Source organism: Phycisphaeraceae bacterium (assembly GCA_019636795.1).
In the GTDB taxonomy this organism is placed as follows: domain Bacteria; phylum Planctomycetota; class Phycisphaerae; order Phycisphaerales; family UBA1924; genus JAHBWW01.
Map to the genome: position 1 here is coordinate 677,795 of JAHBWW010000001.1, position 14,748 is coordinate 692,542.

General features: G+C 62.4%; 12 protein-coding genes. 5 read left to right on the forward strand and 7 right to left on the reverse strand.

From position 1 onward, the window contains the following. Window positions 1-684: 684 nt before the first annotated feature. Together KF757_02825 and KF757_02830 are read left to right on the forward strand one after the other, a co-directional pair. Window positions 685-1,749, forward strand: a complete 1,065-nt coding sequence (locus KF757_02825; protein MBX3321904.1) for an alpha-ketoacid dehydrogenase subunit beta — start codon at window positions 685-687, stop codon at window positions 1,747-1,749. A gap of 39 nt (window positions 1,750-1,788) precedes the next feature. Beyond that, window positions 1,789-3,132 carry a 2-oxo acid dehydrogenase subunit E2 gene (locus KF757_02830; protein MBX3321905.1) on the forward strand — a complete coding sequence of 448 codons (1,344 nt, stop codon included), beginning with the start codon at window positions 1,789-1,791 and terminating at the stop codon, window positions 3,130-3,132. A gap of 264 nt (window positions 3,133-3,396) precedes the next feature. Here KF757_02830 and KF757_02835 read toward each other — a convergent pair whose 3' ends face one another. The 3 genes from KF757_02835 to KF757_02845 all read right to left on the reverse strand — a co-directional run bounded on the left by KF757_02835 (window position 3,397) and on the right by KF757_02845 (window position 6,182). Beyond that, window positions 3,397-3,750, reverse strand: a complete 354-nt coding sequence (locus KF757_02835) for a hypothetical protein (protein ID MBX3321906.1) — start codon at window positions 3,748-3,750, stop codon at window positions 3,397-3,399. Window positions 3,751-4,316: 566 nt separating this feature from the next. Then, entirely contained in the window at window positions 4,317-4,781 is a 465-nt protein-coding gene (locus KF757_02840) for a hypothetical protein (protein MBX3321907.1), read from the reverse strand. 516 nt (window positions 4,782-5,297) lie between these two features. Further along, a complete protein-coding gene (locus KF757_02845; protein ID MBX3321908.1) occupies window positions 5,298-6,182 on the reverse strand; it encodes a hypothetical protein in 885 nt (294 codons plus the stop codon). Between the two features lie 40 nt (window positions 6,183-6,222). Between KF757_02845 and KF757_02850 the strand changes: the two genes are divergently transcribed. Next, window positions 6,223-7,179, forward strand: a complete 957-nt coding sequence (locus tag KF757_02850) for a DUF58 domain-containing protein (protein ID MBX3321909.1) — start codon at window positions 6,223-6,225, stop codon at window positions 7,177-7,179. Window positions 7,180-7,290: 111 nt separating this feature from the next. Here KF757_02850 and KF757_02855 read toward each other — a convergent pair whose 3' ends face one another. Next, window positions 7,291-8,754, reverse strand: a complete 1,464-nt coding sequence (locus KF757_02855) for a hypothetical protein (protein ID MBX3321910.1) — start codon at window positions 8,752-8,754, stop codon at window positions 7,291-7,293. A gap of 60 nt (window positions 8,755-8,814) precedes the next feature. Further along, window positions 8,815-9,822, reverse strand: a complete 1,008-nt coding sequence (locus tag KF757_02860) for a DUF1559 domain-containing protein (protein ID MBX3321911.1) — start codon at window positions 9,820-9,822, stop codon at window positions 8,815-8,817. Window positions 9,823-10,127: 305 nt separating this feature from the next. On the opposite strand from KF757_02860, the gene KF757_02865 reads away from it, so the two are divergent. Both KF757_02865 and KF757_02870 read left to right on the forward strand, forming a co-directional pair. Beyond that, entirely contained in the window at window positions 10,128-10,736 is a 609-nt protein-coding gene (locus KF757_02865; GenBank protein MBX3321912.1) for a lamin tail domain-containing protein, read from the forward strand. Between the two features lie 105 nt (window positions 10,737-10,841). Continuing rightward, the gene (locus tag KF757_02870) at window positions 10,842-11,237 is read left to right on the forward strand and encodes a hypothetical protein (protein ID MBX3321913.1); all 396 of its coding nucleotides are present in this window, start codon (window positions 10,842-10,844) and stop codon (window positions 11,235-11,237) included. A gap of 6 nt (window positions 11,238-11,243) precedes the next feature. Here the strand turns inward: KF757_02870 and KF757_02875 are convergent, their stop codons facing one another. Together KF757_02875 and KF757_02880 are read right to left on the reverse strand one after the other, a co-directional pair. Further along, window positions 11,244-13,934, reverse strand: coding sequence for a phosphoenolpyruvate carboxylase (locus tag KF757_02875; GenBank protein ID MBX3321914.1), 2,691 nt, complete (start codon window positions 13,932-13,934; stop codon window positions 11,244-11,246). Window positions 13,935-14,026: 92 nt separating this feature from the next. After that, complete coding sequence (locus tag KF757_02880; protein MBX3321915.1) at window positions 14,027-14,476, reverse strand: hypothetical protein; 450 nt, start codon at window positions 14,474-14,476, stop codon at window positions 14,027-14,029. Window positions 14,477-14,748: the final 272 nt, after the last annotated feature.

The following is a 14,748-nucleotide window of genomic DNA, read 5'->3' on the forward strand; positions in this document are numbered from 1 at the left end:
GACCCAACCTCCAAAACCCCTTGCAATCCGTCGCCCAAGGCCCATCATGAACATCCATGATGCTCAACACCAACTTGCCCAACCCCAACGCCCAGGGATCCCAATCCCTGGGTTCTCCAACCACCCTCCCCAACGCCCAGGGATCCCAATCCCTGGGCGCTCCGCCCACACTCTCCGCATCCGACCGCACCCTCATCAATCTTATCTTCGATCCCGCACTCACCCTCCCCGAGATCGCGCACCAGGCCAACATGAAAGTTTCCGATCTCGCCGAATGGATCGAGCAACCTGATATTCAGCAGCATCTCGACCGCATCGAGCGTCTCGCCCACCGCCGCGCCGCCCTCCGAGCCGCCGAACTCCAACTCGTCGCCCTCTCAGCCCTCGAAACCACCATGCTCCGCTCGTTCGCCCGCACCCCGCGCGACCTCGAAACCATCCGCCGCGCCGCCTCCACCGTCCTCCGCGCCGCCCACCCCAAAAGAGGCCCAAGCGCAAGCGCGGGCGTTCCCGCCCAAAGCGCCCCCCAACTCCCGCTCCCACAAACTCACCCCACAACCGCAGGCACCCCAAGCCCAAGCCCACTCCCCTGCCCGCCTAGAATGCCCCTTGCGACCGCACCGGCGCGATCGCCTTGCCCAGGTTCAGCCAAAAACAGCCCTTTCCAGGCCCCGGAATCCCCCCATGCGCCTCATCGAAACCGAAATTCACCCCGCCCTCGGCGAGTGGGAACTGCCCGACTTCACCAAGCCCCTCCCCAGCCGCGAGGGCGACCGCATCATCCAGTACCGCGAGGCCCTCCGCGAAGCCATGAGTGAGGAAATGCGACGCGACCCCCGCGTCTTCCTCCTCGGCGAAGAAGTCGCCGAATACTCCGGCGCCTACAAAGTCAGCCAGGGCATGCTCGAAGAGTTCGGCCCAAAACGCATCATCGACAGCCCCATCAGCGAAAACGGCTTCGCCGGTGCCATGATCGGTGCCGCGATGTATGGCCTGCGCCCGATCGTCGAGTTCATGTCGTGGTCGTTCAGCCTCGTCGCCGCCGACCCCATCCTCAACAACGCCCCCAAGATGCTCTACATGTCCGGCGGGCAGTGGGGCTGCCCCATCGTCTTCCGCGGCAACGACGGCGCCGGAGGCCAGCTCGGTTCCACCCACTCCTGGTGCGTCGAAGGCCTCTACGCCAACGTCCCAGGCCTCAAGATGGCCATCCCCTCCAACCCCTACGACGCCAAGGGCCTGCTCAAAACCGCCATCCGCGACCCCGACCCCGTCTTCTTCCTCGAATCCGAACGCATGCTCGGCGACAAGGCCCACGTCCCCGAAGAGGAATATTACATTCCCTTCGGCCAAGCCCGCCTCGCCCGCGAAGGCGACGCGGTCACCCTCGCCAGTTGGGGCCGTCCGGTCCACTTCTGCATGGACGCCGCCGAGAAACTCGCCGCCGAAGGCATCGAGTGCGACGTCCTCGATATGCGCACCATCCGCCCGCTCGACATCGACTCGATCATCGAAAGTCTCAAAAAGACCAACCGCATCGTCGTCGTCGATCAGTCCTGGCCCTTCGGCGGCGTGGCGAGCGAAGTCTGCACCCAGGTCGTCGAACGAGCATTCGACCATCTCGACCATCAGCCCGTCCGCGTCAACACAGTCGATGTCCCGACGCCATACGCCAAGAACCTCGAAGCAGCGTACCTGCCCAACGCCGAGCGGATTGCCGCAGCCGTCCGGAGTGTTGTGCGCGCCTGATCGATTTTGATCACTGCCTATTAGTCGGAGAACCAGCCCATGTCGATCGAAATTACCATGCCCCGCCTGTCAGACACCATGGAGCGCGGGACGATCATCAAGTGGCACGTCAAGGAAGGCGATGCTGTCACATCGGGCTCGGTGATTGCTGACATCGAGACCGACAAGGCGACGATGGAGCTCGAGTCGTTTGATGACGGCACGGTTGCGCGGCTGGCGGTGGCTGAAGGAGAGGCTGCGGCTGTGGGTTCGGTGATTGCGGTGCTGGCCGAGAAGGGCGAGGATGTGGCCAAGGCTGCAGGCAGCGCGAAGAAGGAGAGCATGTCGGCGCAAGGCGGCGGCGCGAAGGAGTCAAGCTCTTCGAGCACAGCGACGAAATTGGCGCCCAATGACAAGCCGACAGCGAAGGAATCGCCGAAGGAAAATAAGAAGGAAGCGGCATCGGCTGGGGCGTCGAGCAATGGGAATCACAGCGACGGCGGGCGGGTGTTTGCCAGTCCGCTGGCGCGGAAGATCGCGGCGGATGAGGGCGTGGATCTGTCGAGGCTCAAGGGTAGCGGGCCGAGCGGGCGGATTGTGCGCAAGGATGTGGAGTCGGCGATCGGTTCGAGCGCGAGCGGGCGCGGCGCGGGGCTGACGATGCCGGCTGCGGGGGCGAGCCTTGAAAGCAAGACCGTGGCGCTCTCGAACATGCGGGCGACGATTGCCAAGCGATTGGTCGAGAGCAAGACGACGATTCCGCATTATCAGGTGACCGTGTCGGCGCGGCTTGATGCGCTGTTGTCGCTGCGCGAGCAACTCAATGAACAGTTGGAATCGCAGGGCGTGAAGCTGAGCGTCAATGATTTTCTGGTGCGGGCGTGTGCGCTGGCGATGCATGAGCATCCGTATGTGAACAGTTCGTGGGTCGAGAAGGGGCCTGCGATCGCGCTGCACGGGCGGGTGAATGTCGGGGTGGCGATTGCGCTGCCTGAGGAGCGCGGGGGCGGGCTGGTGGTGGCGACGCTGCGCGATGCGGACCGGATGGGGCTTCGGCAGATTTCGGCTGAGACGAAGAGGCTGGCCAAGAAGGCGCGCGAGAAGGGGCTGACGATCGAGGAGATGAGCGATTCGACGTTCACGATCTCGAACCTGGGGATGTTCGGCGTGGATCACTTCACGGCGATTATCAACCCGCCCAATGCGGCGATTCTGGCGGTGGGGCAGGCGATCGAGAGGCCTTTCGTGCAGTATGACGAGGATGGCGAGGCGGAACTGGTGGTGGGGCACGAGATGTCGATGACGATGTCGAGTGATCATCGGATCGTCGATGGCGCGATGGCTGCGGGATACCTGGGGACGGTGAAGGGGTATCTTGAGAACCCGGCTGCGCTTTTGGTGTGATGTTACAACCTGTGTGAACGTGACCCGGATCTTTGGGCGGGGGAGCGATGGGTAGGTTTGGGGGTTGGGGTGCGCCCAAAGATCCGGCGTCTAGAGCATGGTTGGGAATTTGATGTTGATGACGTTGTTGAAGGACAATCGGAGATCGGCTGCGGAGCTGCGGTCGGTGGCACGGGGTGGGGATCGACGGTTTTGGTTGGTGCCACCTGCCCTTCATAGAGGTGGCACGTAGAGGGGGGCTCGGGACTTCGGAGCCACCCACCTTTACATGGTATGCAGATCATCAATCTCGGTTTTCACAGTGCCGTCTTTCATCTCATAAAGACGCAGCGTTAGAGTTAGATCGGACCTCCCTTGCTCCTGCGTCCAGAGGTCAAAATCGATGACCCATTCAGGCGGGTCTGAGTTTTGTACATGCACAAAAGGGTGGAGTTCAAAGGCACATGGTGGTGCATCCACGATTGTGCGCCCGTACTCGTTAACGACACGCTCGATGTCGGTTGCGCTCAGCCGCTGCCCTCCTGTGAATTCTTCAACGGCAGCATAGTTGCGTGCCGAAACGAGGCTGACGATGCGGCGAACCGCACGACGCAGGCTATCGAGCGAGTCTATCGGCATGGAGGTCGGTTCCCTCGCATTCTTGTCGGGGTGGTCGAATTGACACCAAGTCCATAGAAGTACTGGTCAGCCTCGCCAATTGCCCTTCGGGCAATATGAGGAGGAACGCCGGCACGAAGCAGCGACCGGTATGCAATCCTTCGTTCCGCACTGTAAGTGCCGCCTCCGGCAAGTCTCTGAACTTGGGTCGCATTGTAGTGAGGCGTTTCTCGGGCGGTGGACGGCCCATGAAGTTGGATGCCCGGAGCATCTTTGGTTTGGTCGGCAGGTGGCACCGGCCGTCGACTTGGATTGACATCTTCGTGTTTCCGACCGCGGCTTTGTATTCCGATCGGGGACATGGTTGAGGATCGACGGTTTTGGTCGGTGGCACCCGCCCCCCAGGGATTGGGATCCCTGGGCTTTGGGGTTGGGTCGAGAACTTGCGCGCGGGTGGGGGATGGGGGGAGATTTTTGGGAGTTCGGGTTGAAGTCGGAGAAGGCACACCGACCGCTCAGAGCCGCGGTCGGTGGCACGGGTGATCGACGGTTTTGGTCGGTGGCCCCCGCCGTGTGTTACCAACAAGTTATTCAAATCGTACATGCACGGATGGAATATCTCCATCTTCAAGCACCATTGCCAGAAACGATCTAGTCCACATGCCATTGGCATAAGGCATCTCCACAAACTCTGTATCATATCCATCTACTATATATAAATCAACCCGTGAACCAAGTCCGAGAAAAACGATTTTGCGACAAAATCTTGATATTTTACCGACAGACTCTGCCATATTTGATCCATAAGGATCGATAAGATCATGAGTTTGATCCTGTTCAGGAGAAGATGTTACTAGAAACAATTGGTCGATCGAACTGTTTGCAAGTCCTGCGTCTTGCAAAATTGTATATAGATGTTGACTGTTTGGGGTTTCGCGGCCTAAGGCAACGAATACTCCACATTTGATGGCGATCTGCTCTATTTCAGATCTCTCGCAAGCGCCAAGAAATCTTTCTTTTGAAAAAATAGTCCCAAATACAAAATAGCTCATTGAGCCCCCATAGTTAACTGTTCGGTTTATTGCCATATCTGGAAGGCAATGGTTTTACTTCGCGCGATGTAATTGGGCGTCCCTGAACGTCAAATTGCTGTGAGTGCTGATGTGGCCTCATGTTTCCATGTAAGTGAGAAAAATCTTGTCTCGAAAATGAGCGGCTATTGTTATTGTATGTGCGAGACATGACGCTTCCTGTTTTTTGGATCAACTTGGCAGGTGGCACCGGCCGTCGACTTGGATTGACTTCTTTGTGCCACCGACCGCGGTTTTGTGTTCCGATCGGGGACATGGTTGAGGATCGATGGTTTTGGTCGGTGCCACCCGCCGGGGGAGCGATGGGTGGGTTTGGGGGTTGGGGTGCGCCCAAAGATCCGGCGTCCGGTTGCATGGGAGATTGGGCGTTTGTACCCGGACCTTTGGGCGGGGGGAGCGATGGGTGAGTTTGGGTGGTTGGGGTGCGCCCAAAGATCCGGCGTCCTTGGTGTTCGCGGCGACTTGGGCGGTCGGATGTCAGGGGGTTGGTTCTTCGGGGGTTGGGGCGGAGGGGTTTTGGGGGTTGAGTTTGCGGAGGCCTATCCAGTCCATGGTGAAGCCGAACTCGATCATGGGGCCGATCCATTCGGGGTGGTTGAAGGGTCCGGGTTCGAGGCGGCGTTCGTTGATGATTGGGTCTGGGGCGACGGCGAGGGTGAGTTCCCAGAGTTCGGATGGGTTGCCGGGGGTGAAGCGGGTGGCCAGGCGCGATGGGATGGTGGTGATGAAGGATGGGCCGATGGGGATGAGCGAGTCGGACTGGACGACCTGGATGCGGGCGGAGAGGGTGCGGTCGGTGGGTTTGGGGGCGACGTCGCTGACGATGATGCGCCAGCGGGTCTGGCCTCGCATGGAGCGTTTGACGGAGGTGATCCACTGGTCGAGTTTTCGGCGGTATTCGAGGGTTGCGGCTTGGCTGGAGAGGTCGAGAGCGGGGAAGGTTTCGCGGTGGCTGCGTTCGAGTGCGAGGCGCATGGATTCGGGGGAACTGAGGGGCTGAATGGGAGTTTGGGCCTGCGGGGGCTGGGGGGTTGATTGGTCGGGAGATTGGGCGGGGGTTTGGGCTGGTGGGGGTGATTCTTCGACGGGTCTGGCGGTGCGGCGGGCTTCGTTGAGTTGCTCGGTGAGGGAGGTGACGAGTGCCTGGCTGATGGCGAGGGCGTCGCGGAGGTGATTGGTTTCGTCCTGGAGGCGTCGGGAGTTGGCGAGGATTTCCTCGCGTTCCTCGGTGAGGAGGTCGATCTGGGCTCGGAGTGCTTCGATCTCGCGGCGGAGTTCGGCGGGGCTGGCATCTTGTGCGTGGGCGAGAGATGCCAAGAGGGTGAGCGTTGCAGCGAGCCACAGACAGCGGTGAAGAGTCATGGCGGATTCTCCTGTTTGTCCCCTACTGTACCACATTCCCATGATCATCGGGCAACGGGCAACTCGGCCGACACATCTGGATGAACTGCTCAGCCCGGAGTTGCGCAGTCGGCTTGACCGTCTGGACGTGCTGAGTCGGAAGGTGTTTGCGGGGAAGTTGCCCGGTGAGCGGCGTTCGAAGAAGCGTGGGCATTCGGTGGAGTTTGACGACTATCGGCACTACATCGCGGGGGATGACCTGCGGCACATTGACTGGAATGTTTTTGCGAGGCTGGACAAGTTTTTCATCAAGTTGTTCCGGCAGGATGAGGATTTGTCGGTGGTGATTGTGCTGGATTGTTCGGGGTCGATGGATGCGGGTTCGCCGAGCAAGTTGGTTTTTGCGCATCGGCTGGCGCTTGCGATCGGGTATGTTGGGCTGGTGAAGCAGAATCGGGTGTCGGTTGCGCGGTTTGACCAGAGTGGGCGGGTGGAGCAGTTGAGGCCGATTCGTGGGCGTCCGGCGATGGCGCGGTTGACGCATTTTGTGCTTGGGAGTTTGGCTGCGCCTGCGGGGGGCGCTGGGGAGGCGTCGTTCGGGCAGTCGATCAGGCAGGTGGCGGCGGGGCAGGGCGGGCGTGGGGTGGTGGTGGTGCTGTCGGACTTTCTGTTTCGTGATGGGTGGGCGAAGGGGCTGAACTATCTTGCGCATGCGGGCGGTGGGTATGACGTGACGTGCGTGCAGATTTTGTCGCCGGAGGAGCTGGATCCATCGCGTGCGGTGGAGCGGGGGCTGGTGGGGGATCTTCGGCTGACGGATGTGGAGACGGGGCGTGCTTCGGAGGTGACGCTGACGCGGGGGTTGCTTGAGTCGTATCGGAAGCGGCTTGGGGTTTTGCGGGAATCGTTTGAGCGGGATTGCAAGGCGAGGCAGATGAGGCCTGTGCTGGCGCCGAGTGATACGGACCTGAACCGGATGATGCTGGGGGAACTGAGGCGTCGCGGGATGCTGGGGTAAGGTGCGGGGAGAATGTGATATTACAAAAGAGGAAAGGCCCGGGGCGAGTTGCTCCGGGCCTTTGTGATATTGGTTGGCGACTGAGGAGTCGCCGGCTGAGGGGCGAGGGTGTTATGGGCAGCCTGCGGCGAATGCGGCGAGGTAGATCTGGACGTCGAAGAAGTCGAAGTTGCCGTCGTTGTTGAGATCGGCTGCGGGGTTTTGTGCGCTGAATGCGGCGAGGAATGCGGAGACATCGAAGAAGTCGAGCGTGCCGTAGGGAGTTGAGAAGTCGGCGGGCGAGCATGGGACTGGGCCTACGAGAGCGGCGAGGACTGCGCGGTCGGCGAGGGTTGGCGATGGGGCGTTGGTGCCGCCGGGGCCGTCGGTGGTGTCGAGGTTGGTTGCGGCGAGGAAGGAGTTTGCGAGGCGTGACTGGAAGATGTAGGACTGGAGGTTTTGTCCGGGGTTGTTGGGATCGGGGATCGGGTTGCCGGTGTCGGGGTGGATGTAGTCGTGGGTTGCGTCGAAGTCGGCTCCGAGGAGTTGTGCATCGAAGAGTGCGAGGTCTGCGGCGTTGACGAGGCCGTCGAAGTTGAGATCGCCGAGGATGAAGCGGAACTGAGTGATGTTGAGTGGTGCGTAGTCGTTGAATGTGCCGGGGGTGAGGCGGAAGGATTGCGAGCCGGCGCCGATGGAGATGTCCTGGAATCCGTCGCCGCCTGGGTCGGTGGGTGCGCCGTAGCGGATGGGGTCGTAGCGGAAGTCGGTGGAGGGCCCGATGAGGTCGCCGTAGATCCATTCTTCGTCGGCCATGCGAGTGGGGACGGTCTGGCCCTGGGAGTTGATGCGGAGTCCGCGGTTTGGGTTTGAGCCGTAGAAGGCGAGGCGTGAGATGCCGTCGGGGTTGAATCCTGGGGTGTCGGAGATTTCCTGTTGTGAGGAGCGGACGTATTCCTTTCCGCCTTCGTTAGACCATGCGATGTCGTCGATGACTTGAAGGGGGTCGATGCGGGAAGCGGTGGGGGCTTCGAAGCCGAAGTCGAAGCGGCCGGAGAATGTAACATCCTGATCGGCGTCTTTCCAGACGGCGTAGCCGGGGGCGTATACGGACTGGTCGTTGACGATGGAGTGGTGGGGGCGTCGGCGGATGAGGGAGTAGGTGGAGGAGAAGTCGTTGCCGAGGTTGCCGTTGATATCGAATGGGGAGGGGATGTGTGTCTGGAAGAAGGATGCGGCGGTCTCGCCCTGATTGGGAAGGAAGAGGGGGATGAGGGACTGGGCGGGTGTGCCGTTGTAGAGGATGAGGAAGCCGTTGGTGCCGATGGAGAGGCCGTCGAGGCTGAATGCTTCGTCGATTTCGGGGGTTTCTTCGGGGATGTTGTCGCCGTTGGTGTCGGAGCCTCCTTTGAAGAGGACGACAGCGTATCCGGTGAGGTCCATGCCGGGGAAGCCGTAGAGTTCGATATATTCGAGGACGGCGTCGTTCTGGGCGCTGCCTCCTGGGGGGTTTTCGTAGACTTCGTTGATGACGACCTGTGCGGTTGCGGTGGAGCCGGCGATTGCGGCGACGATGGTTGCGAGCGTGAATTTCACTGTTGATCTCCTCTTGTGGTATCTAAGGTTGCACGATGTGATATTGGGACATGGTTCTGGCTATTGGTAGCGTCCGCTGATGAGTTCGCCGGTGAAGATGTCTGAGGGTTCGAAGTCGGGGTAGACGGCGAGTCCCCCGTCGCGTGGTGGTGAGGCGGGGTCGTAGTTGAAGGTCTGGTCGCCGTTGATGTCGGTGAATGCTTTGACGTGTCCGTCGGCGAAGAGGAAGTTTCCGATGGTGCGGTCGTGGCCGCGCATGCCGATGCGTTTGCGTCCTCCGTGTGCGGGTCCGAAGTCTGCCAGGTCGTGATTAGCCCAGTTGAGTCCGACGCGCCATGTTGGACCGTCGGTGACGGATTTGCATGCGGGCTCGGTGCCGGTGGTGAGGTCGATGATGTCGTTGGTGTTGTTGGATGCGGCGTCGACGCGAGCGTCGGCCATGAGGGGGACTCGGGTAGGGCTTACGGCTCCCATGCGGTCTTCGCGGAGTGGTCCGATGACGCCGTAGACGGGGTCTGCGGGTTGTGACTGCTGTCCGACGCGGGTGAGTTTCCACTGTGTGTATGCCATGTACCAGGATTGGGTGTAGTTGGAGTTGAATCCGGCGGCGATGGCGCGGTCGCGGGATTCGGTGGTGTAGGTGTTGAATCCGACGTCGTTGAGGCGTGCGGTGTGGAGGTTCTGGTTGTAGCGTGCGGGGGCGGTGGCGCAGAGCATGTCGTTTGGGATTGAGTACTGGCCATTGACCTGATCGGCGATCCATCCGATGCGTTCGATGCCGCCTCGGGTGTCGGAGGTGTCGGCAGTGAACTTTGCGGCGATTGAGTTGCCGTTTGCGTGCTTGCGGATGCGGTTGTCGAGGGGGCCTGAGGAGAGGAAGCCGTTGTTGCTGACGCTGTAGGTGCTGGTTCCGATGCCGATCTGTCGGAGGTTGGACATGCATGCGACCTGTCGTGCGGTGTCGCGGGCGCTGGCGAGGGATGGCAGGAGGATGCCGATGAGCAGCGCGATGATGGCGATGACGACGAGGAGTTCGATGAGGGTGAATGCGTTGCGTGCAGAGGGCATGCGGCGGTCCTTGGTTGCGGCGATGGAGCAGGTGCGTAGTCAGACTAAGAGTTCGTGGGAGCCGGCGCGGTGTGGTTCATGGAAGTTTTACGGTTTCTTCGCGCAGCAGCAGGGTGTTCTTCATGAGTTTCTAACAAATGGGCTGGTCGACGGAGGCTTAGCGCTTTCTTCATGCTTTCTTGACGGGTTCGCAATCCGGGATTGGGCGGCAGAATCTAATCTCTGGTCGCTCGCAGGAGAGCCGAGTGCGCTTCGTGCAGGCGCATTTGAGAGAGAGCAACTTGAGAAGAAAGGAAGAGAGAGCGATGAAGAAGGCAATGATGATGGTTGTGGTTGCGGGCGCGGCGGCGGTTGCGGGTGCGGATGTGCGCATTACGGAATGGATGTATCAGGGGGCCGACGGCGAGTTCATCGAGATCACGAATCTGGGGAACGCGTCGGTGGACCTGAGCGGCTGGAGTTTTGACGATGACAGCCGCACGCCCGGGTCGTTCATGCTTTCGGGGAACCTTGGGGCGGGCGAGAGCCTGGTCATTACGGAGAGCACGGCTGCGGCGTTCCGTGCGGCGTGGGGTCTTGCGGCGAGCGTGCAGGTGCTGGGCGACCTGACCAACAACCTCGGACGCAACGACGAGATCAATATCTATGACGGGGGCGGGAATCTGGTGGACAGGCTGACGTACGGAGACCAGAACTTTCCGGGGTCGTTCCGCACGCAGAACATCAGCGCCAACCCGGGCGCAATCGGGGCGAACGATGTTATCTCATGGTCGGGGTCGTTCGTTGGTGATGTGTGGGGCTCGTACGCTTCGAGCGGCGGGGACATTGCCAACCCCGGCGTGTTTGTTCCGGCTCCGGGCGCGGCGGTGCTGCTGGCGCTGGGCGGGCTGGTTGCGGGGCGTCGTCGCCGCTAAGGATTGGATGAAGGCAACAGGGATTGATCAGACGTCCGCGCGAGAGCGCGGGCGTTTGTTTTGTGGCGCAGCGGGCTGGGGTGCAGGTGGGCACTAGAATCATGCATGTCCGAAGAGCATGAGATGCCGTTGCTGCCCAGTCAGCCGTGCGAGGGTGAGCCGGCGCTGCTTGATGACGCGCGTGCGCGGCTGGCGGCGGCTGAGGAGCGTGCGGCCGACAGCGGGGGGTTGCTGCGTCGGCTGGTGGTGTCGTTTGTGCTGCTGGCGGCGGTGGCGGTGGTTTGTTTTGTGGTGCTGCCGTCGCGGGGCATTTATGTGCCGCCGATGATTCCGCTGCTGGGATTTGTGGTGATTGTGGTGGGGACGGTGCTGGGATCGGGCGAGCCGGTGGTGAAGCGGAAGGCGAAGCGTGCGGCGGATGATGGGCGGGCGCTTGGGTGCTGCGGGCCTCGGCCTTTGCGGGCGTTCAGTGATGATGACGAGTGCTGCAAGGGGCGCTGAGCGCGTTTAGCCGGTTGATTGCATGGCGGCGGCGATGGCGTTGATGCTGGCCTGGATGACGGGGCGGAGGGCGGTGCGCTGTTGGTCATCGGCGCTGGCGGCGCGGGTGAGCAGTTCGATCTGGGCGAGGTTGAGCACGTCCGTCCATGGGTTGCGGTCGGCGATGGAGCGGCCGATGACGGGGCTGTGGGCCATGAGGTCGGTGTTGCCGGTGAGGTCGAGGATTGCGTCGCGGGCGAGGGTGTGTTCGCGTTCGATGCGCTGGAACATTGCGGCTCCGGCGGGGCCGGCGGTTGAGGCGGCAGCGTAGCGGGCGAAGATTGGCATGCGGGCGCGTGCGAGTTCCTGTGCGGCGTTTTCGAGGACGGTGGAGAGGAATGGGTGTGATGCGGCGGCGCTGCGGAGGGCGGCGCGTTGTTCGTTGGTTGCGTTGGAGAGGGCGGTGCCGAGGCCGAAGAAGCCGGGGACGAGGGCGCGCATCTGGACCCATGCAAAGACCCATGGGATTGCGCGGAGGCTCTGGAAGGTGAGGGCCGAGCCGGTGGCGCGGCTGACGGGGCGGGAGGCGATGGGGAGTGCGCCGATGTGTTCGACGGGGCTGACGGCGACGAACCATGGCCAGAAGTCGCTTTGGTCGATGAGGTCGCGGTAGGTCTGTCGGGCGGAGTTGGCCAGGCCTGCGAGCAGGGCGATGAGTTCGCGGTCGTCGGTGGCTGCGGGGGGTGAGGCTTCGGCGCCGATTGCGGCGTGGACGATCTGTTCGAGGTGTCGTCGGGCCATATCGGGCAGGGCGTAGCGGAAGGTGATGACTTCGCCCTGTTCGGTGAAGCGGAGGCGGCCGGAGCGGGCGGCGGGCGGTGCGGCGAGGATGGCGCGTCCTGCGCGTCCGCCACCGCGACCGATGGTGCCGCCGCGGCCGTGGAAGTAGCGGAGGGCGACGTTGTGGGTTTTGAAGACCTGTGCGATGTCGCGCTGTGCGATGTGGAGGGCGACGTTGGCCATGAGAAAGCCGCCGTCTTTGTTGGAGTCGGAGTAGCCGAGCATGATTTCCTGCTCGGGCTGGGGGGCGATGGCGGCCAGGTGAGCGCGGTAGGCGGGGTCGTTGAAGATTTCGTGCATGAGGGCGGGGGCGCGCTCGAGGTCGTCGATGGTCTCGAAGAGGGGCACGAGGTGGAGGCGGCTGACGACGCTGCTGGCCCCCGAGGCCGGGCGATAGAGGCCGACTTCCTTGAACAGGAGCAGCAGGGCGAGCATGTCGCTGACGGTGCTGGTCATGCTGATGACGTAGGAGCGGATGGCAGCGGGTTCGCGGGCGATGGCAGCGGCGACGACGCGGAGGGTTGCGAGAGTCTCGGCGGTCTGGGCTTCGAGCGGGGCGTCGGCAGGGCAAAGCGGGCGGGGGCTGGCCAGTTCGCGGCGGAGCAGGGCGCAGCGTGCGGGTTCGTCGAGGGTGGCGTATTCGGTGGTGAGGCCGGCCAGGGCGAGCAGGTTGCTGACGGCGCGGGTGTGGACGGCGGCGTGCTGGCGGATGTCGATGGTGGCGAGGCAGAGGCCAAAGACGCGGGCACGGACGATGGCGTCGGAGAGGACGCCTTCTTCGGCGATGTCGGTCAAGCCGGCGCAGTGCAGGGCGCGGCGGAGGAGGAGGAGGTCATCGAGCAGGTTGGCCGAGGTGTAGGCGTGGTCGCGTGCGAGGCGCCGGCGCATCTGGGCGAGGCGGACGCGGATGGGCTCGTGCTTGCGTTGCTCGAGGTTGGTGTCGTCGTCGTTCCATGCGGCGTTTGCGTCGATGGCGTCGTGGATCTCGGTGCCGAGATCGACGCGGCGGGTGGAGACGGACAGGACGTGGCGCAGGCGCGAGAGTTCATCATCCCAGAGTTCGGTGGCGGCCTGGTGCATCATGGCGATGGTGCTGGCGGTGACGTCGGCGGTGACGTTGGGGTTGCCGTCGCGGTCGCCACCGATCCATGTGCGGTAGGTGAGGAGGGGCGGGAGGTCGGCGGCGACGATGGCAGCTGCGTCGGGGCCGAAGCGCTGTCGCGCGGCCCAGACGACATCGCGCATGAGACGTGGGACGGTCTGCCAGATGGTGGTCGAGAGGAAGTGGATGCCGCTGCGGACTTCGTCGGGGACGTTGAGGCGTTTGACGCGGACATCGTCGGTGACGAGGAGCATGGAGATGATGCGGCTGAGTTTGGCCTCGGTGTCGGCGCGTTCGCGGGCGGTGAGGTCGGGTTCGCGGAGGCGCAGGAGGCAGTGGGCGACATCGGTTTGTTTTTCGAGCACGGTGCGTCGGCGGGCTTCGGTGGGGTGAGCGGTGAGGGTGGGGCCGATGTCCAGGCGGCTCAGGACGCTCTTGGCGTGGTCGATGCTGTTGAGGTGTGCGAAGGCGGCGTCGATGGATTCGGGGCGTGGGCCTGCGGCGTCGCGCTGGCGCTGACGGTTGACGCGGATGATGGCGAGTTGTTCGGCCTTGTTGAGCAGGTGGAAGCGGGCGGCGCCGACGCGGACGAGGTTTTCGATCTCTGCGAGGCTCATGGCGCTGATGAGGGCGGCGGCCTGGTCGAAGTGGGCGTCGCGGCAGGTTTGGGCGATCGAGGCGGAGCGCTCGAGGGCGGGAGAGAGGCGGACGGCGGCGCAGGCGGCGGTCAGGGCAGCGTCGATGTGGTTGCGGTCGGTGGGGATGGAGTCAGGCATTGGGGGATTGTTGGAGGGCAGAATGTGTCGCACAGCGAATTGCATGACGTGCTGAGCCAGAGACAGCGGACTCAATGCATTCGGATTCGAGATCAGCGCTCAGGAATGTAGCGAATGGCTGCTGTGCTCCAGGCACCGGAATCACCTTTTTGAATCTTCAAGTTCCCCCAATGTGTGGGGATGAGAGCGACGCCTTGATCGTCGAAGAGCAGGGGCTGTGGGGGGATATTCAAGTCTGGCGAGTACCATGTGAGTCCATCTGAGCAAGAGCCGACCGATCCTCGGTGGTAGCCATAACGCAGCTGCTTTTCGAGTTTCTTAGGTCGCGGGCCGCCGGAGTGATCAAGAATTGACGGAGTGGGGAACTGCGAAAATGTCTGCGGCTGCGGGCACACAAGGACGATGAGAGGACGAACGCAGACAATGGTGGGTGTGTCGGGGTATACCGTGAGGTTGTAGCGTTGCGTCTCTCCGGGCGGGTGCGGCGGGTTGAGCAGAATTCGTGAGCCATCTTCGGCTTCGAGATACACAATGCGAGGCATGCCGCCCAACGTGAGAAATTCCTCGCACTTGAGCACGGTGGACCAGGCATCGACGGGCGCCCCGCCGGGTCCGCGCCACTCGATGGACTCGGTAATTCTTGTGAAATCGGCACGTACTTTTATGGTGGCGGTTGCGCGCCGGTCGGGCCCGATCCACGGTTGATCCTCTTGCGCGTCTCGAAAAGACGAGCGATATGGGATCAACGGCCATCCAATAGCGCAGCCTTGTAACCCGACGAGTGTAAGGAGCAATGCAGCACGTGCGAGAATCA

Excerpts from the sequence above, each read along its gene's own strand:
- KF757_02825 (MBX3321904.1), top strand. The coding sequence starts at position 685 with ATGCGCCTCATCGAAACCGAAATTCACCCCGCCCTCGGCGAGTGGGAA.
- KF757_02830 (MBX3321905.1), top strand. The coding sequence starts at position 1,789 with ATGTCGATCGAAATTACCATGCCCCGCCTGTCAGACACCATGGAGCGC.
- KF757_02835 (MBX3321906.1), bottom strand. The coding sequence starts at position 3,750 with ATGCCGATAGACTCGCTCGATAGCCTGCGTCGTGCGGTTCGCCGCATC.
- KF757_02840 (MBX3321907.1), bottom strand. The coding sequence starts at position 4,781 with ATGAGCTATTTTGTATTTGGGACTATTTTTTCAAAAGAAAGATTTCTT.
- KF757_02845 (MBX3321908.1), bottom strand. The coding sequence starts at position 6,182 with ATGACTCTTCACCGCTGTCTGTGGCTCGCTGCAACGCTCACCCTCTTG.
- KF757_02850 (MBX3321909.1), top strand. The coding sequence starts at position 6,223 with ATGATCATCGGGCAACGGGCAACTCGGCCGACACATCTGGATGAACTG.
- KF757_02860 (MBX3321911.1), bottom strand. The coding sequence starts at position 9,822 with ATGCCCTCTGCACGCAACGCATTCACCCTCATCGAACTCCTCGTCGTC.
- KF757_02865 (MBX3321912.1), top strand. The coding sequence starts at position 10,128 with ATGAAGAAGGCAATGATGATGGTTGTGGTTGCGGGCGCGGCGGCGGTT.
- KF757_02870 (MBX3321913.1), top strand. The coding sequence starts at position 10,842 with ATGTCCGAAGAGCATGAGATGCCGTTGCTGCCCAGTCAGCCGTGCGAG.
- KF757_02875 (MBX3321914.1), bottom strand. The coding sequence starts at position 13,934 with ATGCCTGACTCCATCCCCACCGACCGCAACCACATCGACGCTGCCCTG.
- KF757_02880 (MBX3321915.1), bottom strand. The coding sequence starts at position 14,476 with ATGCCTCGCATTGTGTATCTCGAAGCCGAAGATGGCTCACGAATTCTG.